General features: G+C 35.2%; 24 protein-coding genes and 2 pseudogenes. 11 read left to right on the forward strand and 15 right to left on the reverse strand.

What is annotated here, in order from left to right:
• Nucleotides 1–211 precede the first annotated feature (211 nt).
• The 7 genes from ACIP9C_RS04245 to ACIP9C_RS04275 all read right to left on the reverse strand — a co-directional run bounded on the left by ACIP9C_RS04245 (nucleotide 212) and on the right by ACIP9C_RS04275 (nucleotide 6508).
• Nucleotides 212–1261, reverse strand: a complete 1050-nt coding sequence (locus ACIP9C_RS04245) for a Cfr family 23S rRNA (adenine(2503)-C(8))-methyltransferase (RefSeq protein ID WP_401009177.1) — start codon at nucleotides 1259–1261, stop codon at nucleotides 212–214.
• A 312-nt stretch (nucleotides 1262–1573) separates the two neighbouring features.
• Nucleotides 1574–1723: a hypothetical protein gene (locus ACIP9C_RS04250; protein ID WP_401008899.1), complete on the reverse strand. Its 150-nt coding sequence runs from the start codon at nucleotides 1721–1723 to the stop codon at nucleotides 1574–1576.
• 153 nt (nucleotides 1724–1876) lie between these two features.
• The gene (locus ACIP9C_RS04255; protein WP_401008901.1) at nucleotides 1877–2635 is read right to left on the reverse strand and encodes an SDR family NAD(P)-dependent oxidoreductase; all 759 of its coding nucleotides are present in this window, start codon (nucleotides 2633–2635) and stop codon (nucleotides 1877–1879) included.
• A 110-nt stretch (nucleotides 2636–2745) separates the two neighbouring features.
• Nucleotides 2746–4407: an ABC-F family ATP-binding cassette domain-containing protein gene (locus tag ACIP9C_RS04260; RefSeq protein ID WP_401008903.1), complete on the reverse strand. Its 1662-nt coding sequence runs from the start codon at nucleotides 4405–4407 to the stop codon at nucleotides 2746–2748.
• A gap of 769 nt (nucleotides 4408–5176) precedes the next feature.
• The gene (locus ACIP9C_RS04265; protein WP_167395904.1) at nucleotides 5177–5335 is read right to left on the reverse strand and encodes a hypothetical protein; all 159 of its coding nucleotides are present in this window, start codon (nucleotides 5333–5335) and stop codon (nucleotides 5177–5179) included.
• A gap of 221 nt (nucleotides 5336–5556) precedes the next feature.
• Entirely contained in the window at nucleotides 5557–5937 is a 381-nt protein-coding gene (locus tag ACIP9C_RS04270; RefSeq protein WP_401008905.1) for an iron chaperone, read from the reverse strand.
• Between the two features lie 325 nt (nucleotides 5938–6262).
• A complete protein-coding gene (locus ACIP9C_RS04275; protein WP_401008907.1) occupies nucleotides 6263–6508 on the reverse strand; it encodes a hypothetical protein in 246 nt (81 codons plus the stop codon).
• A gap of 188 nt (nucleotides 6509–6696) precedes the next feature.
• Between ACIP9C_RS04275 and ACIP9C_RS04280 the strand changes: the two genes are divergently transcribed.
• The 3 genes from ACIP9C_RS04280 (at nucleotide 6697) to ACIP9C_RS04290 (ending at nucleotide 8731) form a co-directional block, all read left to right on the forward strand.
• On the forward strand, nucleotides 6697–7659 hold the full coding sequence (locus ACIP9C_RS04280) for a S8 family peptidase (RefSeq protein ID WP_401008909.1): 963 nt from the start codon (nucleotides 6697–6699) through the stop codon (nucleotides 7657–7659).
• A complete protein-coding gene (locus ACIP9C_RS04285; RefSeq protein ID WP_401008911.1) occupies nucleotides 7659–8468 on the forward strand; it encodes an endonuclease I family protein in 810 nt (269 codons plus the stop codon). Before ACIP9C_RS04280 ends, ACIP9C_RS04285 begins: the two co-directional genes overlap by 1 nt.
• 167 nt (nucleotides 8469–8635) lie before the next feature.
• Nucleotides 8636–8731, forward strand: coding sequence for a putative holin-like toxin (locus tag ACIP9C_RS04290; protein ID WP_219818977.1), 96 nt, complete (start codon nucleotides 8636–8638; stop codon nucleotides 8729–8731).
• A gap of 170 nt (nucleotides 8732–8901) precedes the next feature.
• Here ACIP9C_RS04290 and ACIP9C_RS04295 read toward each other — a convergent pair whose 3' ends face one another.
• The 3 genes from ACIP9C_RS04295 to ACIP9C_RS04305 all read right to left on the reverse strand — a co-directional run bounded on the left by ACIP9C_RS04295 (nucleotide 8902) and on the right by ACIP9C_RS04305 (nucleotide 10834).
• A complete protein-coding gene (locus tag ACIP9C_RS04295; protein ID WP_401008913.1) occupies nucleotides 8902–9399 on the reverse strand; it encodes a P-loop nucleotide/nucleoside kinase family protein in 498 nt (165 codons plus the stop codon).
• Nucleotides 9400–9822: 423 nt separating this feature from the next.
• The gene (locus tag ACIP9C_RS04300; protein WP_401008915.1) at nucleotides 9823–10152 is read right to left on the reverse strand and encodes a four-helix bundle copper-binding protein; all 330 of its coding nucleotides are present in this window, start codon (nucleotides 10150–10152) and stop codon (nucleotides 9823–9825) included.
• A 493-nt stretch (nucleotides 10153–10645) separates the two neighbouring features.
• Nucleotides 10646–10834 carry a DUF4177 domain-containing protein gene (locus ACIP9C_RS04305; RefSeq protein ID WP_401008917.1) on the reverse strand — a complete coding sequence of 63 codons (189 nt, stop codon included), beginning with the start codon at nucleotides 10832–10834 and terminating at the stop codon, nucleotides 10646–10648.
• 622 nt (nucleotides 10835–11456) lie between these two features.
• Between ACIP9C_RS04305 and ACIP9C_RS04310 the strand changes: the two genes are divergently transcribed.
• Nucleotides 11457–12551: an NADH-dependent flavin oxidoreductase gene (locus ACIP9C_RS04310; protein WP_401008919.1), complete on the forward strand. Its 1095-nt coding sequence runs from the start codon at nucleotides 11457–11459 to the stop codon at nucleotides 12549–12551.
• A 1104-nt stretch (nucleotides 12552–13655) separates the two neighbouring features.
• Nucleotides 13656–13976: a YflT domain-containing protein gene (locus ACIP9C_RS04315; protein WP_069481407.1), complete on the forward strand. Its 321-nt coding sequence runs from the start codon at nucleotides 13656–13658 to the stop codon at nucleotides 13974–13976.
• Nucleotides 13977–14448: 472 nt separating this feature from the next.
• Here ACIP9C_RS04315 and ACIP9C_RS04320 read toward each other — a convergent pair whose 3' ends face one another.
• The 3 genes and pseudogenes from ACIP9C_RS04320 to ACIP9C_RS04330 all read right to left on the reverse strand — a co-directional run bounded on the left by ACIP9C_RS04320 (nucleotide 14449) and on the right by ACIP9C_RS04330 (nucleotide 17126).
• On the reverse strand, nucleotides 14449–15024 hold the full coding sequence (locus tag ACIP9C_RS04320; protein WP_401008921.1) for a dihydrofolate reductase family protein: 576 nt from the start codon (nucleotides 15022–15024) through the stop codon (nucleotides 14449–14451).
• Between the two features lie 198 nt (nucleotides 15025–15222).
• Nucleotides 15223–15712, reverse strand: a pseudogene (locus ACIP9C_RS04325) (tyrosine-type recombinase/integrase).
• Nucleotides 15713–16139: 427 nt separating this feature from the next.
• Entirely contained in the window at nucleotides 16140–17126 is a 987-nt protein-coding gene (locus ACIP9C_RS04330) for a YhdH/YhfP family quinone oxidoreductase (protein WP_401008923.1), read from the reverse strand.
• A gap of 102 nt (nucleotides 17127–17228) precedes the next feature.
• Here ACIP9C_RS04330 and ACIP9C_RS04335 point away from each other — a divergent pair, with 102 nt between their 5' ends.
• Together ACIP9C_RS04335 and ACIP9C_RS04340 are read left to right on the forward strand one after the other, a co-directional pair.
• On the forward strand, nucleotides 17229–17651 hold the full coding sequence (locus tag ACIP9C_RS04335) for a MarR family winged helix-turn-helix transcriptional regulator (RefSeq protein WP_401008925.1): 423 nt from the start codon (nucleotides 17229–17231) through the stop codon (nucleotides 17649–17651).
• Between the two features lie 307 nt (nucleotides 17652–17958).
• A complete protein-coding gene (locus tag ACIP9C_RS04340) occupies nucleotides 17959–18327 on the forward strand; it encodes a VOC family protein (protein ID WP_401008927.1) in 369 nt (122 codons plus the stop codon).
• A 117-nt stretch (nucleotides 18328–18444) separates the two neighbouring features.
• Here ACIP9C_RS04340 and ACIP9C_RS04345 read toward each other — a convergent pair whose 3' ends face one another.
• Both ACIP9C_RS04345 and ACIP9C_RS04350 read right to left on the reverse strand, forming a co-directional pair.
• A complete protein-coding gene (locus ACIP9C_RS04345) occupies nucleotides 18445–18834 on the reverse strand; it encodes a VOC family protein (RefSeq protein ID WP_401008928.1) in 390 nt (129 codons plus the stop codon).
• Nucleotides 18835–19112: 278 nt separating this feature from the next.
• Nucleotides 19113–19980, reverse strand: a pseudogene (locus ACIP9C_RS04350) (DNA-3-methyladenine glycosylase family protein).
• Between the two features lie 207 nt (nucleotides 19981–20187).
• Between ACIP9C_RS04350 and ACIP9C_RS04355 the strand changes: the two are divergent.
• The 4 genes from ACIP9C_RS04355 to ACIP9C_RS04370 all read left to right on the forward strand — a co-directional run bounded on the left by ACIP9C_RS04355 (nucleotide 20188) and on the right by ACIP9C_RS04370 (nucleotide 22987).
• On the forward strand, nucleotides 20188–20901 hold the full coding sequence (locus ACIP9C_RS04355) for a 2OG-Fe(II) oxygenase (protein WP_401008929.1): 714 nt from the start codon (nucleotides 20188–20190) through the stop codon (nucleotides 20899–20901).
• An 81-nt stretch (nucleotides 20902–20982) separates the two neighbouring features.
• Nucleotides 20983–21597, forward strand: a complete 615-nt coding sequence (locus tag ACIP9C_RS04360) for a bifunctional transcriptional activator/DNA repair enzyme AdaA (RefSeq protein WP_401008930.1) — start codon at nucleotides 20983–20985, stop codon at nucleotides 21595–21597.
• A 2-nt stretch (nucleotides 21598–21599) separates the two neighbouring features.
• Nucleotides 21600–22133 (forward strand): methylated-DNA--[protein]-cysteine S-methyltransferase, encoded by a 534-nt coding sequence (gene adaB / locus ACIP9C_RS04365; protein WP_401008932.1) that lies wholly within the window; start codon nucleotides 21600–21602, stop codon nucleotides 22131–22133.
• Nucleotides 22134–22168: 35 nt separating this feature from the next.
• Nucleotides 22169–22987, forward strand: coding sequence for an SPL family radical SAM protein (locus ACIP9C_RS04370; protein ID WP_401008934.1), 819 nt, complete (start codon nucleotides 22169–22171; stop codon nucleotides 22985–22987).
• The last annotated feature ends 12 nt before the right edge of the window (nucleotides 22988–22999 follow it).

The raw sequence follows: 22999 nt of genomic DNA on the forward strand, positions 1-22999 counted from the left end.
CAGAATCGCGCACGATTGTGGAATAAGCTACTGTAGAAAGTATTGGAATTGTTCAGTAGGTGCTGTTCTTTTCTAGTTCCCATGAATTAACCCCTAATAGTTGTCTAACTTTTAGGGGTCAATTCATTATTATTTTTTTTAGAAAATATAAATAAACTAACAATATCCAATAAAAGAATCTGCTGTAGTTAGATACTTTAGATCACGAAAATTAAGAACTCTTCTTCGTAACATATTGACCGTACAATTGGCCACAAGCTGCATCTATATCTATACCGAATTGACTTCTAATCGTTACATGAATGCCTGCAAATTGAAGTTCTTCATAAAACATTTGAACTTTTTTTTCATCCGTTTCACCATAGTGCTCGGGAGCATCAACCGTTGGATTATATCGTATAAGATTTACATGATACAAGTGTCCCCATTGACCTCGATTTTGAAGTAATTTAGCTACAGCCTTCGCATGATCAATAGAATCATTTACCCCACGTAACATTATATACGCTATATACACTTTTCTACCTGTTACTTGAATATGCTCATCTAGTGTTGCCATTACATCATCAAGAGGAAACTTATCGTTTATAGGCATCAGTTTACTCCTTTGCTCATTAAACGGCGAATGTAAAGAGAAAGTAAGGTTGACTTGTGGGAAATCGCTCGTCATTTTTTTAATATTAGGTATAATACCGACTGTAGAGACTGTTAATCTTCGTGGACTTAAGCCAAACAAGCTAGAGTCAGTCAGTGTTTTTAATGCATTAAAAACCTGTTTATTTGCGAGTGCTTCGCCCATCCCCCTAAAAGCAATACTATCAAGTGAGTGACCATTTAAGTGAAAATACAAAAGTTGGTCTGTTATCTCATCAGCCGTAAGGTTTCGCTTTAGCCCAATTGCCCCAGTTGCACAAAACTGACAGCCAAGTCCACATCCGCATTGAGAGGAAATACAAAATGATTCCCACCCAGCTCGATATTTCAACCCTATTGCCTCCACTTTATCATTACCTGAGATTTCAAAAAGGACTTTTCTAACTTGTTCTGATGATTGTTCAAATACTGGTTTGATATTGAGTATATTTGTCCCAAATTCCTTTATTAATTCTTCACGAACTGTTTTTGGTAAAATAGTCATTTGTTCAAATTCACTAATACGTTGCTTAAAAATAGCATTAGTCATTTGCTTGTATCTATAATTTGGTTGTCCTAGTTCTTTTATAAATTGCTTTATACTTTCATATTTGGTCTTCGTATTTATATGTTTCATTATATGTTCCTCCGATTATTAGACTGTCAAATATCCGTATTTTTCTAAATATTAATTGAAGTGATTCGTATGAAAACAAAGCGATTCACTCTAAAGAATCACTTTACATATTCTTCCTTTTTTTAAAAAAAGGCACCGAATCAAATCGGCGCCTAAAAATTGTATAGTACTCTTATAAAAAAACTCGAGACTATACTGTGTATTTTTTGGTATTGGAACACAAAAAGACGCCTAGTAGAGCCGGCGCCTAGTCATTACGTAGTTTATTTAATCAAATTCACAAATTTGTTTTAAACATTTTTTCTAAAATAAGGATGCAAAAAGCCTCTGGCCACCGTTGCTATATGAAGTTTGCTTAAAAAAGGACAGACTAGTCCCGTTACAAGCAACCCTTCCAAATAGCAAATGTGCTTTCACTTCTTTTGATAACACTCGATTAGTTACAATTTCCATTACTTTTTGCCTCCTTTCATACTCAATAATAATTTTTATTACTATACTAGATATTTATTTAATAAAGTTACAATGATTACATTTTCATTAAGAGGTTGTCTCTCGTTTCACGAGACAACCTCTTATTTCTTCATTGTTTAAAAGATATTTTCTTTATACTGTTAAGCTACCATCAACCGTTATAATCGAACCAGCCATGAAACTTGATTTATCGGAAGCTAAGAACAATACTGCTTCTGCAACCTCTTCAGGTTCACCATGACGCCCCATTCTAACACGTGACATTTCTTCTGGTACGTATCCTGTTTTTTCTAGAGTTTCCCCTACACTTTTAAATAGTGGTGTAACGATTCCTCCTGGGCAAACAGCATTGATTCGAATACCTTTATTAGCGTATTCAATTGCAGCCCCTTTAGTCATACCTATTACGGCATGTTTACTTGCAGAATAAACAGCAATGCTATGCTCTGGACGAATGCCTGCTGATGAAGCCGTATTGATAATAGATCCTTTACCTTGCTTCTCCATCACTTGGATCACATATTTCATTCCAAGGAAAATACCCTTTACATTTATGTCCATAATTCGTTCGTATTCTTTTGTTTCCACAGTTGTAAATGGTGCAAATTTTTGAATAATACCCGCATTATTGAAAAAGACATCAATACGATTATAATGATCAATAGTTTGGTTTATATAGTTTTGAACATCTTCCTCGTTCGAGACATCTGCTTTTATAAAAATACCTTCTCCACCTTTGTTTTGAACAAGCTTAAGAGTTTCTTGACCTGTAACTTCGTTGAAATCAACTAGCACCACTTTATACCCATTTTCAGCGAATTTTATACTTGTAGCTCTACCGATTCCACTACCTGCACCTGTTACGACAGCAACTTGATTTTCATTAGACATATATATTTCCTCTTTTCTATGTTATTTTTCATTTTGAACCTGAATTATTAAAATTTGATTTTTAAGTAGTCGGTGGCCCCCTACATAGGCATTCCTTCTTCATCATTCTTTTATACCCTAGCCAAGAGACTAGCTACTTCTTTCTCTTTTTGCGATTTTGCTTCAACATAGTCATCATAGTTGCCGTCATATACATTGACTCCTGTTGGAGAGAGTTCCAACATTTTGTCAGCCAGCTTATTCAAAAAATAACGGTCATGAGAAATAAAGAACAATGTACCCTCATAATTCTTTAGTGCAGATTCCAACACCCCTTTACTAAATAAATCTAAATGATTTGTTGGCTCGTCTATAATAAGAACATTAGCATTTTGTAACATAAGCTTGGATAACGCAACACGTGCTTTTTCACCACCACTAAGAGCTGATATTTTCTTAAAAACATCTTCGCCCGTAAACAAGAAATTCCCAAGTACAGTACGAATTTTAGCCTCTTCTATATGAGGGAATGCATTCCACACCTCATCTAATATCGTATTATTGGAATGTAAAGCTGATTGCTCTTGATCGTAATAAGCAATCGTAACTCCATTTCCCCAAGTTATTACGCCACTTTTTGGTTTATAAACATCAAGTAACGTCTTAAGTAATGTTGACTTTCCAACACCATTTGAACCAATTAATGCTACCCTTTCACCTCGTCGTAGCTGGAAACTAATATTCTTTAATAGAGGTTTTTGTTCAGTACCTACTCCGACATAGATATCAATATCTCTAACTTGTAATACCTCTTTATGAGACGCTTTTTCTATTGAAAACGACATCTGTGCACGTTTTAAGTCTTTGATAGGTGTATCAATACGTTCAATTCTCTCAAGCTGCTTTCGTTTGTTTTTTGCACTTTTAGAAGACGTTGCCATGGTAATGTTCCGTTGAATGTAATTATCCATCTTTGCAATTTGTTCTTGCTGTATTGAATATTTCTTAGCTAGAAGTTCACGGTCTTTCTCTTTGTTCTCAACATATTTCGAATAGTTTCCTACATATCGTCGTGCTTCTGTCCGCTCAATTTCATAAATAATGGTTACAAGTGAATCCAAAAAGTAACGATCATGTGAAACAACAAGGATAGTACCAGGATATGAACGTAAATAACCTTCTAACCAAGCTAAAGTAGTAAGATCCAAATGATTTGTTGGCTCATCAAGGATAAGCAAATCAGGCTTTTCCAATAGGATTTTAGCTAAAGCAAGCCTCGTTTTCTGCCCTCCACTTAACGTATGAATGAGTGTGTCTCTAGAAAAATCTCCAAAGCCCATTCCATGCAGAACACCACGAATTTTTGGTTCTATTTCATAACCACCGTGCTCCATAAACCATTCTGATTTTGCTGCATAACGCTTCATCATTTTTTCATATTTTACGGGATCAGCTATTAACGCAGGTTCACCCATTGCTCTTTCTAACTCGCGAAGTTCTTTTTCAATTTCAAGAAGATAAGAGAAGACATTTAACATTTCATTCCAAATCGTATTTTCCATTTCTAGTCCACTATTTTGGCGGAAATAGCCAACCTTTGTTTCTTTTCCAATATAAATTTCCCCATTATCGTAAGGGATATCCCCAGCAATCATCTGTAATAAGGTTGATTTTCCAGCGCCATTCACTCCTATAAGACCAACCCGGTCGCCTGCCTCAATTTTCATTGATATATTTGAAAGTATTGGATCACCTAAATAACTTTTACTAATATTGTTTAATTGAAGTAACATTTTTATCACTCTTTCTTTATGAATATTGAGCAGCCTGTTTCATGATTTTCATCAAACAGGAAGCCACAAAAACATATGCATTTCAATTTTTCTCCTTTAGAACGCAAAAAAAGGCGCCGAATAAACCGGCGCCTAAAGATTGCGTAAACCTTTAATAAGTACAAAATTGTTTAGTAATATCCTACAAATTTTGCTTTAAAACACAAAAAGACGCCGTAACCGGCGCCTAATAAATGCATCTATTTAATCAAAACTCAAAGAGTCAGTCATTTAAAGATATTTTACAAATCCTAAAATAAGAATGCAAAAAGCTTCCGGTAGCTGTTTTCTATATGAAGTTTGCTTAAAAAAGGGCAGACTAATCCCGTTGTAAGCAAATCCCCTAACAATCTATACGACTTTACTTCTTTTTCCAGGTTCATAAAAACAGTTTCCATCACTTTTTGCCTCCTTTCTCACTTATAATATTAACTATTATAATACATATTGATTAAAAAACAACCCTTAGTAATGCCCCGTCAACACTAATGACGCTTATCGCCGCTTTCAAAAAACAAAAGTATATAATAAACTGCTCATTGACACTCGGCTACATGACATTATGCTCACCCTCTTGAACTCATCCTCCACAATCTAGTCCTTTAATGAAAATGAGCACTGATTCTTTTCACAACGCCCAATTGTTGAAAATCAGATTAACTTGTATTTGGGCCGTTATTAAGTTTATTTATGTATTCGTTATAAATCCTTGCTGCACTAATATGACGTGTTACTGTCTCTTTTCAACAAATAACAAAATTAGTGTTGCCAATGGACCTAATACAAGTGAAAGTAAGAACCAATTTAACCCCGTTCTATTTTTCCCTTGTGCAAGTGCAGCATTTATCAATGCCAATGTACCCCAACCTACGAAATATTGGTTATCCATCCTCTGTCCCCCTTTTACATTTACTATACTACAATGTTAGATGAAAAAAGCACCCAAAGAATCGTCTAGTTACATTTACAAAAGCATGTTATTCAATAATCTAACCTTCTAATGAAAACGAGCGCTGATCCATATTATAGAATCGCGCCGATTGTTGAAAAATCCTGTTATTATGATTTTTGTTACAGTTCATAAACAAAGGGAAATTTGCCATCTACAAATTATTTCTTTTTTATTTTCCCTTCCACTTTACTTTGGTTTTCAGCAACTCTAAATTTTACTATTTGACTAATTAATCCATAAGGGATGGGTTTTCCAATTGGGAATTGAACTGCACCTTTAGAGGTTTTATATCCCGATAATTCATGCTGAAAATTATTAATCCCGCTTGAAGTTGGGTAGAAGCCTATATGGTTTTTGTATGCAGCAAAATGTACCAGATTTCCGTTTAATACAAAAGTAGGCATTCGGTAACTTATTTTTTCCACGGCATTTGGTGCTGATTCCTTTATAACCTTTCTTATTGTTTTTAATATTTCTTGAATCTCTTGAGGATATTGTAAAATATATTCATCAATTGATTCAGGAATGTTTTGTTCCATAATATGCCTCCTTGTAAATCTAAGTATTTAAAGGATTTTAAAACACTTTAATATTAAAGTAAATATTCTTTATCTATTTCTCACTCTCCCCAATTTTTTCAAAGTTAATATTGATGAATTGATTTAAATATTTTTGGTCCATTTTGTTTAAATGAAAATCCTCACATTTTATTTTGCCCTTAACAATATTCTTTAAAATATGTTGCTCAATTTAATGGCCCTTTAATGAAAACGAACGCTAATACTTATTCCAAATCGCTCCCGTTTGTTGAAAACTTTAAATTCCATTTTTCCCCTCAATCGTGTCCTTCTTTCAACAAAATATCTATCCTAAAAATACAATTTCACCATTTTCTTTTTTTGCTCTAATTGTAATTTTACCCACGCATTGTTTAGGATTTTTATAGCCCTTTTCACCTTCGTGAAATTGCGTAGAGAATAGATTTTCTACTTCAGCTAATGTTGTATCTTTAGAAAGTTTATGTACACGTATTAATTCGATACCTGTATAAGCATCTTCTGTTCCATGAACTTCAACTTCTCCAATGCAGTTTATTTTAAGTACAAACATCCACAATCTTTAAGATGTTATCATGCGATATTGACTAATAGATACCAATACTATTTTCACTATTAAAATTTTGATATTTTAGATAAAAACACATCTATTGTAACTGTTAATCAAAATTCAGAATTGTTAGAATATTGTTAATTACCAAGAATACACTTAAAACCTAATTTCTTTCAGGAGGGATACAAATGAAGCAAAAGTTACATTTAATTCCGTTTCAAGTGAATGAAGTGGTCGAAGTGGTCGAAGTGGTGCCAGAAGGTATTGAACTTATTGCAGCACCAAAAGTTTGGGAGAATTCTAAAGGGAAGGGGATTACTGTTGCGATATTGGACACAGGCTGCGACGTCACCCATCCTGATTTGAGTGGGCGTATTATCGGTGGGTGGAATTTCACTCATGATGATGATGGACAACCTGATCGATACATCGATTATAATGGCCATGGAACCCATGTGGCTGGCACAATTGCTGCAATCAATAACTACACAGGAGTAGTTGGTGTTGCACCTGAGGCAAGTTTATTGATTTTAAAAGTGCTTGATAAAAATGGATCAGGGCAATACGACTGGATCATAAAAGGTATTAACTATGCAGTTGAACAAAGGGTGGATATCATCTCCATGAGCCTCGGAGGTTCTGTCGATGTACCTGAGTTACACCAAGCTATTCAAAATGCAATCACTAATCAAATACTAGTCGTTTGTGCTGCTGGTAATGAGGGAGATGGACAGAGTTCTTCAAATGAATTGGCTTATCCTGCCTGCTACAATGAAGTCATCAGCGTCGGTTCCATTAACCTGCAACGTAGATCTTCTTATTTTTCAAATTCGAATAATGAAGTCGACTTAGTAGCCCCTGGTGAAGAAATCCTTTCAACGTATTTAAACGGAACTTATGCAAAACTAAGCGGAACTTCGATGGCAACACCGCATATATCTGGTGCACTTGCACTCATAAAAGAGAATGCCAACAGAAACTTTGAGCGAAATCTGACTGAGGCTGAGCTGTATGCACAATTAATAAAAAGAACGATTCCTTTAGGAAACTCACCAAAACTCGAAGGCAACGGAATGCTGTACTTAACAACAGAGGAATACTTATCGGATATATTCAACCAAAAATTATCTGGACAGGCGTTGAAAATATAATGAAAAAACTAGATTTGCTATACTGTGAATGGGAAACGGCCAAGTCAGACTTTTTAAACTATCAGGAAAATCGACCCTATTATGACGAAAAGAAAGATAAGGAAGTCAGAAATCAATACTATCATAGCATTTCATTCACGAATACTACTCTTTTAGACAGCCTTCACACATTGCTCAAAAAAACACATACAGATCAGTTAAACTACAGCCCCCACCGTTATGTGTACCCCTGGGTTGATTTACAGGAAAACGGTTCATTAAAAAGTCTTTATTCTGGAAAAAGGATGGATCCCCTTTCTGTCATAGAGGAGGACGTTCGGCTCCACGAAATGCAGGCAAAAGGTTTAATAAGCATCTTATCGGATAATCTATTTAACTGTGAACATGTAGTGCCTCAATCATGGTTCGATAAAAAAGAACCGATGAGAGGAGACTTGCATCATTTATTCGCCTGCAATCCTACCTGCAATAGCAGTCGCAGCAACTACCCTTATTACGATTTCCATGATTATATCCCTGAAGGATTAATTTTAGGAATCAAAGATGGCTGCGGCAAAGCTGAAGAAAGTAAATTCGAACCAGAATACGGCAAAGGAATCGTTGCTAGAGCAACACTCTATTTCCTAATTCGCTATCCAAACATAATAAAAAAGGAACTAGAGAATATCTCCTTATTGTTAAAATGGCATCAATCTTTTCCAGTATCTATCTATGAAAAGCATCGCAACCTAGCTATCCATGAACTTCAAGGCAATCGGAATCCTTTTATTGATTTTCCAGAGATTGCAGAATGTATCGTAACAAATTAAAAAACACTAATTCCCTTATAATCGTACAAAAGAATTAGTGTTTGCTTTTTTAATATTAAACCAATAAAGGTATAATTTCTACATGTAGTAGGTCGAGATATTAAGGGTGATTGGTCATCTTTTATTCCAAAAATTCGTTTCAAACGAAAATAAAGGAGATGGTTCCAATGACAGTTTATGAGTCTATAACGCTCATGTTTAGTTTCGCTACACTTATTGTAACGATTCTTGCGTTGTCATTTACTTTTTCAAAAAAAAAGTAAATCACCCTTTATACCTTACAGGGTAGGGTGAATTACTAGCATGCCAATCGCCTTTAATGTAATCATCTAAATCCGAACAATCTCTTTACCTTTAATAGAAACTATCGCTGGTCTCTTTTGGTATTCTTTTACATACTTTATAAATCTTCAAGGATATGTTGCAAACTTTATTATTCTTCCGCACTAAACTCTAAAATATTTAAACCCTCGGATACTTCTGGTTCTTCAAAAAAATTAGTAACATGAATAAACGTCTCTTCTGTGTCAAAAGTTGCTCTTTCGGGTTGTTCGATACACCTTTGTGCAATTTGACGTAAGCATTGCTCATTATTTAAATTAAGGAAAATTAGTTGATGGTTTGCATTTACCTCTGATGCAATATCCAAAAACCATTTTCGCTGTTGTTGAGTATTACCTGGAAAATCCATGACTACATCTGTACCAACACTTAATATGTTTTGGACATGCTTTTTCATCATCGGCTTGAGTTGCGCTGAGAATTTAAGGTAGTCTTCAAATGTTGTAATCTGATTAGGGTAAAGAGATGCAAGCCATTCATCCTCAGATAACAATACTGCTTGCTTCTCTAAAGCCACTTGTTTTGATTTAGTCGTTTTTCCAGCTCCCATTTTTCCGCAGAAAAAGTATAGAGTCCCTAGTTTTTTCATATTTTTATCCCTCCATCTTATTTTATCGGTTATTTCCTTATCTTGTAAAATTATAATTTACAACCTGGCTTATTAATAATAGTAATTGTTATGTAATGAAATTGCATACAAAGGGATTATTAGAAAACTCACCTATTATCCCAATATCACTATAAAGGAAAAAGTTGTTACAGTTTTCTTTCTGTTCTAGTTTATTTATCGTTTCTTTAATCAATAAAGAAGCATATCCTTTTTTCTTTAATATAAAGGGGTAGCGATTGAACCAATCCCTTTTACTGCTATTCAGAAAGATTCAGTTCATATACGATGGAGAAGCTTAATAATTGCTTTGTATCAATAAAAAAGACGCCAAATAATTGGACGTCCCGACTCGTGAAAAAGTACTTAATGCTGGATAAAGTATTTTTCAAGTAAGAAAAGAAATTAAACAGCTAGCTTTCTACAAGCCTCTGCACATTTGAAACAAGCTTCCGCACACTGCTGGCAATGTTCATGATCATGTTTCTTACATTCATTGCCACACGCCTCGCACACTGTCGCACATAGTGATGCTAGCTCTGAAGCAAATGGTGTATTTCGTGCTAACGCCTGCTCTAAAAAGTTACAGATATCTGCACATTCTCGGTCTAATCTGATGCATTCAGCCATCATCTTTACATCGTCTTCCTTTAGACAAGCGTCAAAGCAGTGATTGCAGGCAGCCATACATTGGTGTAAAGCCTGGATTAATTCTTGGTGTTGTTCATGTGACATATTCTATTCCTCCTAAATTTTAGATGCTACTTTCTATACATATATCCCTACAACGTATCTCTAAACATAAAATTAATAAATAACGGATGAAGGAGAGGACGGATTAAAAAGAAGACTGGATAATTCGGGTTAAAGTATATTGTTCCCCCTTTTTGGATATTTCTTTGCTTACCGTTGTGAATCCGTATAAATCTGGCTAGACCCCTTATTCCACAATCTAGCCCTTTAATGAAAGGGAGCGCTGATTCTTATTACAGAATTGCGCCCGATTACTGAATATTAAGACGGTGATTTGTCTTTTGCTTGTTAAAGTAAAGCATACCGTTTTGCAACAAAGGAATTATTTCCTTTTCTCATAGATTCCTTTTACGAATTGTTCCTTAAAATCTGTGTATTCATTGATCCACCATTGTTCTCTTCATCAAATTCATTTTCAGTTCCAATAGGAAGTTTATTCGACATTTCATCTTTTATAAATACCTCAAAAAGAAAACTATTGTTCCTCTTCATATTTTTCAAATACCAAATCGTTTACTTTAATTTGACCATATGACCCACTACTTTTAGGAATAGCAGCAACAAATCTCCAGCCTTTTTTACTATACTTATCGATTAATTCCCTATGACTCTCCATTACAAATAAACCAGAAACCTTTGCTTCTACATAGATATATTTATACATTTTTATACACCTCAAATATTATAATATTGTTTATAAACATTTATACGAACCTAATGAGTATAAGTTTCTAACTGATTATTAAACTAAGCTGCCCCATTAGTTTAAGTACTTTTCTTCACAATCACCACGTCCAATTTAATTGTTATATTTTATTCAATTAAATGGCCCTTTAATGAACACGAGCGCAGAATTGCGCCCGATTGTGGAAGATCAAAGTTATTGAAATGGTAGAAACTTCTGTGAATTCGTCTTAGTTTGTTAATAAAAAATTTTAAAGGGCTGTTTTATTATTGCTTCTTCTTTTACTGAACAATATCTTTCAGATATACATTCTACATAGTTATGAAATCTATAGTTTCACTTTGGTATTTCTGTTTAAAGTAACCTTATACTCCTGCCTCGGACGTCGTAAGGAGCAGGATATTCAGTTTGCCTCAGAGTAGTCTGCTCCACAACTTTTTGCCTCTCTCAACCAATTAGCAAGCCATGCAATTTTCTCAATACAATTATCCTTTCAACTACTTTCCCCATTATAATCCAGTAAATAAAATGTAGTAGTAAAGCGCGATCTTTGACTTTTAAATCCGATAAATTTACTCTTGTTTTAGAAGGAGTGAATAACATGACAACTTATTTAAAACCATTTACTTTTAATAACGGCGTCACAATTCGTAATCGTTACGTGATGGCGCCAATGACAACTTACTCAGCAAATGCTGATGACACAGTATCAGATGCGGAGGTTACATATTACCGTGAGCGCTCATATGGCGTCGGTGCAGTGATTACAGCATGTGCTTACGTGATTCCTAATGGGAAAGGCTTCCCAGGTCAAATCTCTGCGCATAGAGATGAATATATTCCAAGCTTAAAACGTATTGCTGATGCGATTCATGACGGTGGCGCAAAAGCAATTTTACAAATTTATCATGGTGGACGCCAAGCAGTACGTGACCTTGTACCAACTGGCGATGTCGTAAGCGCAAGTAAAACCATTGCAGCAGATGGCGGTGTGGCTCGTGCATTAACGGTAGAAGAAATTGAGGAAATAGTCGTAGCATTTGGTGAAGCGACACGTCGCGCAATTGAAGCAGGATTTGACGGTGTGGAAATTCATGGAGCCAATACGTATTTATTACAACAATTCTTCTCAGGTTTTACAAATAAACGTACAGACCGTTACGGTGGCTCTGTTGAAAAACGTATGACATTTTTATTAGAAATTATCAATAGTGTAAACCGTGCAAAAGTACAATATGCTGATGACCAATTTATCGTTGGTTATCGTTTTAGCCCAGAAGAGCCCGAAGAAGACGGTATCACTCTAGATGAAACGGTTCAACTTGTAGATCGTTTAGCAGATGAAAAGCTCGGTTACTTACACATTTCATTAGGTGATTTCCGTGCAGAAGCGCGTCGTTATAGCGGCGTAAAAGAAAACCGTATTAAAATTTTAAAACGTGTGATTGACGGTCGTGTACCGTTTATAGGCGTTGGTTCAATTTATTCACCAGAAGATGCGAAAGAAGCGATGGAAACAGGTGCTGATTTACTTGCACTTGGTCGTGAGCTATTAATTGAACCACACTGGGTAGAAAAAGTAGCAGCTGGTGAACCAGTTATTACTGAAATGGATATGAGTCGTGATAATAACATTCCAGAGCCGCTAATGAACATGATGAAACGTAATGTTGGTTGGGTGCCAGGCGTAAAATAATTATAAAAAAAGGAACCGCTATGACGAACTGACCTAAATAAATGAGACAACTTAAAGAACAAACTATATACGGATATCCGTTTCGTATTTGGTTTGATTATGATTGGATCTGGCAATTTTATGTTTGTCGCTGGGGCTCCCAACTGAACTTGAAAACGAAACAGCTCAAGACTAGATGAATATAATGGAGGCGACAAGTTATTTTATAACGTTGCTAGTGATTGTCAAAATCATTTGTGAGCTTTCATTTATAACAAAGCTTATTATGTCATTTTCGTTAATTATTTATAGTCACTATCTGTTAATATGGTAATCTTCCATTTATTCACAGAGCCATTCGCAGAATATTCCCTGGAAACTTTTTTTAATGAAAGTTATTGGTGAAGCATTTACTGGATTATCGCCATTTATTACAGGCAAAAACAGTAGCTTAATATTCAGTATAGTTAGAGGTAAAAATAGTTTGATCAATGCAACGGATAGAACACGTATTATTTATTGATACCGTTCTATCTGTTTTTTATTTTCCTTATTAACGAGATTCTATAGAGGCTACCAATCTAATTTAATAAAATTTAACAAAATATTGTTATTCATTAACCTGGCCCTTTAATGAAAACGAGCGCCGATTCATATTATAGTATCGCGATCGATTGTGGAAGCTTGTTTTTCAACTATTGCCCTTTCATTGAAGTATAGGAACGATATAAAAATGCAGGTATACAGCACTACAAAATCTCGAAAAGCCTTATCGTACAATCATTCGTGTCTTTTTCATGTGACTTTCATTTGAGAACGTTTATTGAATAATGGATGTATGTAAATTCAATAAGGTAAAACATCTATTTTTGATGGTGTAATTCTATTTTCTTCCCAATCATAAAAATAGCTCCAAAATACCTGGGACTAAAATGGGATTACCTTCTTTTTAGAGTGAAATTCTTCCTCGTGACTACTATGCTCGGAGGTCCCTGATAATTTAAAAGGTCCCCAACCTATTGAAGACCTCCCTGGGTAGCTTGATCAATAATTTGCAAATCTATGTTTTATTCATTCAATTTAGTGGAATAGATTGAATGTGAACATATATAGGAGGGATAAATAATGACAGTCAAATTGACAGTAGAAAACGTAGTACAGGCGAAACAAGAAGTGGAGAAATTAGAAGCGCAAGGATATCTTCGAGATAACATTTACATTTTTGCACATTATGAAGAACGTGAAGATGATATTAACGAAGCACTGGGGACAGAAGAAGCTGGTATTAGCGAGCAAGGGTTCCTGACTTCTATGAAGAACCTGGTGAATTCCCGTGGAGATGAACTTCGCAATAAGTTAGCTTCTGTCGGATTAAGTGAATCGGAAGCTGCTCAATTCGAAAAGGAACTGGATACAGGTAAATTGGTCATAGTTGCCAATAAGTAAAAACAAACCCGGGAGTCCAATCCCGGGTTTGTTTTTCATTTTACAAGTCCTCCTCGTATTCCTTGGACTCTGTATTCCAGATAGCCTTTCAACCAAGTCAGTATAAAAACCCATCCTTCTTTATTGTCAATGATCTGCGTGGGGCATTTTTCATCTTCTTGATTAAAGAGTCTTCTTCAACAAAATGACCCTTTAACGAAAACAAGCGCTAATCCTTGTTACAGAATCGCACCCTTATATGGAAGACATGATTTCAAGATAATACAATTACAATTTCCATTGTTCCTCTGTTACTAAGAAAAAGGGTTTGGTGTTGGTTTAAAAAATAAAGTTTGTCGATCACCCGACAAACTTTATTAGACTGACTCGTAAAAAAAGCAGTGACGGACTAGGAACTCGAAAGACCTAGACTGCCGCTGCTTTTATTGTGCTAACGTAATCTGATTAGCGTAATCTATTTTAGGTGACAAGGTCATCTACCCGTCTGGTAAACGAGACCTATGGCTCCAGAATCAAATGTCTTGTTTTCGATAAGTTTAAGGTTAATCTTCTCCTTGAGACCTTGGAATAACGGCAACCCGCTGCCGACCAGGACGGGAGAAACCGTAATTTTATACTCATCAATTAAATCAAACTGCATAAGGTAGTGTGCGAATCTAGGACTTCCTAGGATGACCATATCCTTGCCTGGCTGCTGTTTGAGGTTCTTGATCTCTTCCTCTACATCTTCTTTCACCAGTCTGGAATTGTTCCATTCGACTTTCTCCAACGTCGTGGAAAAAACGATTTTGGCTGTCTTTTCTATCCACTCGGCATGATTCCGTTCGTACTGCGAAGCTGATGGGTTCGAAGGCACAGATGGCCAGTAACTGTGCATCATCTGATAAGTCCCACGTCCCCAAATGACAGTGTCGGCAGTACTCAGAATTTCTTTCGCGTGTTTCTCCAAATCAGAATCGTAGGAAACCCAACCAATGTCCATTTCACCGTTTGGCCCTTCTACAAAACCGTCAAGCGATGCGTGCAGAAATAGAACGAGTTTTCTCATTTTCAGTTCTCCTTTGTTCATGAGGGATGTCACATTATACTTTGCAGTTTTCATTAATGTTATGTGCAGAGTCAAGTATAGCACACATTACAATCTAATAATTTCTTCTAGATTGCAAAATTTCTTTATTAAACTATTTGGCCCTATAATAAAAAAACACCTATTTCTACATGAGTGTCTTAATTGAATGTAAGTTTTTTAAAAGTATTTACTGTATAAATTCTGTCTTAGCTTTCCGCTTAGCTGAGCGTATATCTTTGTAGTCTCACTCTTTTCATGACCCAGTAAGCTTTGAATGACATCAATTGGCGCACCATTATTACGGCAGCCGGTTGAATACATAAACTCAAATAGTGCATTCTCTCGTTGATTGACAAGCTTCCCTTAGATGTTTGATCTCTAATTCTGAGAGAAACTTAGGTATTCTTTTACCTAATTTCGGCTCTTTCAATTTAGCAGCAGGATTTTTTAGAATATATCCCTCATCATGTGACCATCTAAATAGTGATTTAACACAACGAATCCTATGCCCTAAACTGGATGGCTTTAAGTGTTCTCCTGACTGTATTAAGTACTCTTTTAATTTTTCTGTACTAAATCCGTTCATATCAATATCACCCAAAAAATCGCAATAAAAGATTGTATTGAAAACAATATGTTTTTAATGTAGTATTGAATACCCCTCGATTTTTTTATCTTGTTGGTATTTTTTCCACGCTTCGGATTCACTCTCCTACTAAGTTAAATCTAGTATTCTATATTCTATTATGTTCAGAGAGAGGCTGTTTCATACAGTGATTATTCAATAAGCTAATATATTGATAATTTCCGAAGTATTTTTAACCAGTAAATAGAAAAGGGGGCCTTCCCCTATTTCAAGGAAAGCGCCCGATTGTGGAACAATAGAAAAGAAATGAGTACAAAATAAACAACCAAACAATAGGGCTTATTTTAAATATTTATACTATTGTTGATAAGTTATTTAATAATAAAACACCCTATACCAGTTTGGTATAGGGTGGAAATTACTGCATGTATCTAAAGTTTTATCAAAAATTTTGTATGCCTAAACTGAGATAAGTGTTGTTTCCATCATGAATTGGTTTATATGTTATTTAATATTTAATAATCGTTCTTCCTAAATGGCGACCACTTTTAATCGCTTCAATAGTTTGAGGTAAATCTTGAAGCGAAATTTCATTTATAAGTGTAGTTCGGGAAATATTCCATTCATTCGCTATTTTCTTCCAAATATAACTACGATTTTCGATTGGTACATTTACAGAATCAATTCCCAAAAGGTTAATTCCTCTAAGTATAAACGGCAACACTGTTGATGTTAATTTTATACCACCTGCATTCCCACACATACTCATACTTCCACCGTAGGAAATTTGAGGTATTAAAACAGAAGCAATTTCCCCGCCGACAGTATCTAGGACAAAGTCAAATTTTTGCTTATTTAACGGTTTATTTTGTACGCCTAATTCCTCTGTAAAAATGACATCGGTTGCTCCTAAAGATTTTGCTACTGCTATCTGGTGTTCTTTTCGAACTAAAGCAGAGATATTTTTGTAACCAGTTTTAGATAAAATTTGTAAAGCTATACTACCTACTCCACCAGTTGATCCAGTAACCAGAATCCTGGGATTATTATTTAAATCCATACCTTTGTCCTCTAAAGCAATGATAGAAAGGGCGGCCGTAAACCCTGCTGTTCCAAAAACCATAGCATCTTTTAAGGATAGATTCACTGGTAAAGGAACAATCCAATCTCCAGAAACTCTAGCATATTCTGCAAACCCTCCTGTATGGCTCATTCCCATAGCAAAACCTGTAACAATCACTTTCTGTCCCTCTGTGTAACGATCATCTGTTGTATGAACAACGGTTCCACTCAAATCAATTCCAGGAATCATCGGATAATTCCGAATAACTCCTCCATTTTTTTGAACAGCCAGCATATCTTTATAGTTTATTGAAGAATATGATACCTTAATTAAAACCTCGCCATCCGAAAGACTATCAAGATTCACATCTTCCAAACCATAAATTACTTGTTCTTGTTCCTCTTTTACAACAATTGCCTTGCATGTATCCATCGACATCTTCCCCCTTTTGATACAAAACATTTCTGCAACAAAAATGTTTCATAACAAAAACTAACATGATATTATAACTAATGTCAATATGGAGGAGATATTATGGAATTAAAAGATTGCATTAACTTTTTACTAAGTGCTAGCCAGAATAAAGTTTTTAAATATTTCAGCAAGCTTTTAGAGGACTATGGCGTAACACCGGCTCAATATGGTGTGTTGAATTGTTTGTGGAGAGAAGGACAATTATCCCCTAAACAAATTGGAGAAATGGTTTATTTAGAAGCCCCTACTGTCTCAGGGATATTAGATAAGATGCAAAAAGCTGAATTAATAGAACGTTCGATTGATCCAAAAAATCGTAGAAATGTTTTAGTGATGGCTACTCAAAAATCTGAAGTAATCAGAGATGAAATTGAAGCTGCCACAATTAAGTTGAATAATAAGGTTCTTCAAAACTTGTCAGATAGCGATACAGAAGTGTTGAAAAAAGCATTAGAAGTAATAATAAAATCTGATTTTTCCTAATAAAATAAATTATAATAATCCCCATCATAATCTGTTGATGGGGTGATCGTACTGGAGATTAATATTTGAAGCTATCCCACTTTCAAACTAAGCCTTACATAATATTCAAATATAATTCTTCACAAAACCCAGCTAATCTCTTTAAGGTGTTTTTCCATTAAATTGCCCTTTAATGAAAAAGGCACTTTCCTTATTCCAGGAAAGCGCCCGTTAGTTGAATAAGACAATAGAGTTATTTTTTTGAAATAAAGGTTTCACATTAACGTGTGTAGAATATTTATATTAATAATAAAAAAGGTGGGATAAAATGGTGAATCAGGTTTGTGTTATCAGTATTTACGTGCCAAATTTAAATAAAGCAATTGACTTTTATACCAATACTTTAGGTTTTGAATTAAACAAGCAGTATGGACCTAACATTGCATCACTTGTACACGGAGAGCTACCAATTATTTTAGAGGAGAACGATAATACAACCTTTAAGCAAGATAATAAAATTACAGGGGTTGTATTAGGATTGAGAACTGAGGATATTTATGAAACGGTTAAATTCTTAAAAGATAAAGAAGTGGCATTTATTGTAGATGAACCAACTAATTGTCCTCCAGGGAAATATATTAGTTTCAGAGACCCCTTCGGAAATATTTTAGAATATCTCCAATTTGAAAATATGTAATATGTATTAAAAGTTCAACAAATTTGTTGGACTTTTTTAATCACCTTTTATGAAATTCAACAAAAAGCGTTAATCCTTCTCCGACCAATGCCACCTTAGCTCAACTTGCTAAAATCTTCAAACTCTCAAAACTGTTTTAATACGATTATTTTCTTCTTTCTTATCCAAGTACTCGAAGAGACCTAGTTGATTTCCCCAAGGGTCAGTGAAAGTTCCCCATTTTGCAGAAACTTCCTCACGGGAGTATATCTCAAATTCGTCAATTCCTACTTCTTTAACAAGTCTATCTCTTTCAGCTACTATATTAGTAATTCCTAACCGTAAAGGTCCACTAGCTTCTGATGGTATTCCCTCAGCAACTTGCAACCAGCAACCAGGGATGATTTCCCATTCTACAAAACCATTGTGCGGTATGTAATCAGGTTTTCTGTTTAATAGTGTTTCATACCACTTGCGTCCTTCTTTAAAATCAGTAACACGAACTTGAATAGTTATTTCAAAAATCATTCATTACCCCCCCCATAATTATCCACATTATATGTATTCAATAACTTAAGAGGGTTCTCCTTCTTGTTAAACTAAACTGCATCGTTAGCACAATAAGAAAAAAGAGCTGCCTGCGCAATTCAATGATTTTCAAGTAAAGCGCCCTTTAATGGAGTAACATTTATTAGATCCGCTGATTGTGAGAATAAGCTCTTAAAGCTCATCCTCCTTTTAATAAATACATTCTGTTAAATTATTTAGTAAAGAAAACGCCACAAATAAAAGGTTGCATATGATTCCTATTTCTTCCAAGTAACAGATATTTTCAAAATGTCATCTCTCGTAGGCTTTCGATTCATAATACGAATATTTTAATCGAATTGATAAGACCCACATCGTCTATTGGAAAAGCTGTCGGAAATCGCAAACAACGCATGAGAACATAATTGGCTGACCAAGGACCAATGCCACGTATCTTTATTAGATTTTTTTCAGCCTCTTTGTAGTTCATTTTTAATAGTTTGTATTTTGACAATTCTCCCTGTGCCATTAACTGGGCAATTCCAATGATATATTCACTTTTTTTCAAAGTCATTTTGATATCAGCTAGGTCGGCAGGTGATAACTCAGCAATTCTTTCGTAGGATGGAAAAACCCAATAATTTTTACCTTTCAATTCTAAGGACTCACCAAATTTTTCTACAAATTGTTTTTTTAATGAGTATGCGAATGATAAGTTAATTTGTTGGCCTAAGACTCCCCAACATAAAGCTTCAAATAAGTCGGGAATGCCAATGACTCGCAATCCATAGAATTTATGGGCAGGAATATTAAGTAATGGATCTGCTTTTGCCATTTCATAAAATGAGGTCAAATCGTTATCAAGATCAAACCATTCACGAATATATTTTACAATCTTTTCTCGTTGCCACTCTTCAGTAGGTCTAGAATCATTTAAAAACTGAACAATCATTTGTTTATTATCATTTACGCTTACCTGTACCAATGACCAAATTTCTCCAATGGCTATAACTCTTGTAATGATATCGTTCTCGGCCTCGTACATGCATTCATTTTTTTCCCTTGTTAGATAGCCTAAGTTAGCATTCATGTCAACTCTTCAGGTAATGTAATAGTGATGTCATCATTGATTTCTTGCCACGTCACTTTTCATTCTCCTCACCTTAATACTATTTCCTATACTAATTACAAAATAATTAGGAGGCAAACTCACACTGATTGTAGTTTTACTTTATTACATAATAATCTTTTCTAATTTTGTTATCTTGCTATTACATTCTAGGTACCTTCTTTATTTTAATTTCTGAGGTTATAGTGTTATTTATCAAGAATGCTAAATAGGAGGTAATTAAAATGGTTCTAGATATTAAAACACGTGTCAAAAGCTTAAATTGGGATTCAATTCAAAACGAATTAGATGCGCAAGGATTTGCAAAGCTTCCAGCAATTTTAACAAAAGAGGAATGCGACTTCTTCATAGAACTCTATAGTGAGGAAGAGTCATACAGAACCACCATCAATATGGCGAGATATCGATTTGGAAATGGCGAATACAAATATTTTTCCTATCCATTGCCCGAAATCATCCAAAGTTTAAGGGAGTCCTTTTATCCAGAGTTGGCTAAAACAGCAAATCGATGGTTGAGTTTTTTAAAGAAATCAGAGCAGTTTCCAGATCATCTTCAAGATTTTTTGAGAACATGTAAAGAATATGAACAAACTAGACCGACACCCTTAATTTTAAAGTATGAAAAAGGGGGATTTAATTGCTTGCACCAAGATTTATATGGGGACGTGTTTTTCCCTTTTCAAGTAGTATTTGTATTAAATCAAAAAGATAAAGATTATAAAGGCGGTGAATCCGTATTAGTGGAACAGATTCCACACGCTCAGAGCAGGGCGCATGTCATTACGTTGGAACAAGGTAGCGCGCTGATTTTCCCTACTAACCATAGACCTTCTCTTGGTAAAAAAGGATATTACAAAAATACAGTTCGTCACGGAGTAAGTACGGTTACTACTGGAGAAAGATACGGTCTTGGAATTATTTTTCATGATTCAAAATAAATTTCACTATCTTGCTATTTTATTTTTTGTCTAATACGTACTGAATTTACAGGGTATATAATGTATGGAGAGGTGAGGTAAATGAAGGACAGCGTCAATAGTGGATTCCAAGAGAATCATGGTTATGGGTTAATGACAGAAAGTAAATGGCAAGCAATTATTAACAATGATGCCTCATATAATAATCAATTTTTCTATGCTGTAAAGACCACCGGAATCTTTTGTAAACCCTCATGCAAATCTCGGGTTCCAAAAAAGGAAAACGTACGTATTTTTCAAAACGCTGAACAAGCTCTCCAAGCAAATTTCCGTCCATGTAAGCGTTGCAAGCCTACGAATGAGAAATTGCCTGATAGTGAGTGGGTTGCTCTTATCACTGAAAACATTGATAAAAATTTCATTGAAAAACTTACACTAGAAACATTAGCAGATATAGCCCATGGAAGTCCCTATCATTTGCATCGAACGTTTAAAAAGATTACAGGCACCACGCCGGTCGAGTATATACAACAGGTTAGATTAAACGTAGCTAAAGAGTACCTCATTCAAACAAATAAAACGATTGCGGATATCTCCATATGTGTAGGAATACCTAACACTTCCTATTTTATTACTCTATTTAGAAAGAAAACCGGACAAACACCAACACAATATCGTGAAAACAATAGGTCACTAAAAAAAATGGAGGAAATTTAAAAATGAAATCAGAGAATAATCCAACACTTTATTGGTCTTTACTTAAGTATAAAGATTGGAATTTTTATATCGCTTCGACATCTAAGGGGCTTATGTTTGTTGGTTCACAGAACAAACCATTCGAGGAATTGTCTGAATGGGCTATGAAACGCCTTCCGGGAAGTTCTCTTGTTGAAGATGTTGAAAAACTCGAGCCTTATGCGTTAGAGATCACCCAGTATCTTGAAGGAAATCGGCGAAATTTTACTGTCCCATTTGATTACAATGGAACACCATTCCAGAATGTAGTATGGAATGCACTTTGTGAGATTCCATATGGACATACAATGTCCTATTCCGATATAGCAAACGTAATAAATAAACCAGCAGCAGTTCGTGCTGTCGGCGCAGCCATTGGAGCTAATCCAGTTTTAATTACTGTTCCATGTCATCGTGTAGTAGGGAAAAATGGAGCGTTAATAGGTTATCGTGGTGGATTAGAAATGAAGACAAAGCTCCTGAATTTAGAAAAACAAGGTTATTCTAGCAACAAGTGAAATTATTGTATAACAATTGAAAGCGAGGTTTCCCCATGAAAAGTGAATTGCTCTATAAATACCCCAAAACCATTTTAAATAAAGGAACAGGCTTTCTTTCTGGATATACGCACTCACTGAACCCTTATACCGGCTGTTCCTTTGGGTGTTCCTATTGTTATGTACGCCAAATGCCTGTATCTCTTTTTCGAGAAGGAGAGTGGGGAAATTGGGTTGACGTGAAAATCGGAGCAGCGGCTTTACTCGCTAAAGAACTCCGAAGAGAAAAAACAAAAGGGAAAGTGACGATTTTTATGTCGTCTAGCACAGATCCGTATCAACACAGCGAACATAAAGAAAAAATCACGCGTTCGTTATTAGAGGTAATGGTAGATGACCCACCTGACTTCTTATTAGTACAGACAAGAAGCCCACTTGTCAGTCGAGATATCGATTTGCTACAGCGCTTAAAAGACAGAGTACGGGTAAGTATAACCATTGAGACGGATTCGGAAACGATACGTAAACATTTTACTCCAGAGGCACCCCCTATTCAAGCACGCTTTAAGTTATTGCAAAAATTAGCAGAGGCAGGAATTCCAACCCAAGTTGCAATAGCCCCCGTATTACCGAGTGGACAATATTTTCCTGATAAATTGAAACCATTCGTCAATCGAATATGTATTGATGACTATTTTATGGGAGATGGCAGTGGAGGAAAACGCACAAAAAAACTAGAAATTGAAACAAAATACGCTGAAATTGGATTAGAAGAATGGTATGGTCCGCAAGTTATTCAAAAAGTATATAAGAGATTTATAGATATCTTTCCAGAAAATCAGGTTTATATAAGCCAGAAAGGGTTCGAACCGTAAAGATAATAGGAA

The sequence above is a fragment of the Lysinibacillus sp. NPDC093210 genome, assembly GCF_044753985.1.
Classification (GTDB): Bacteria; Bacillota; Bacilli; order Bacillales_A; family Planococcaceae; genus Lysinibacillus.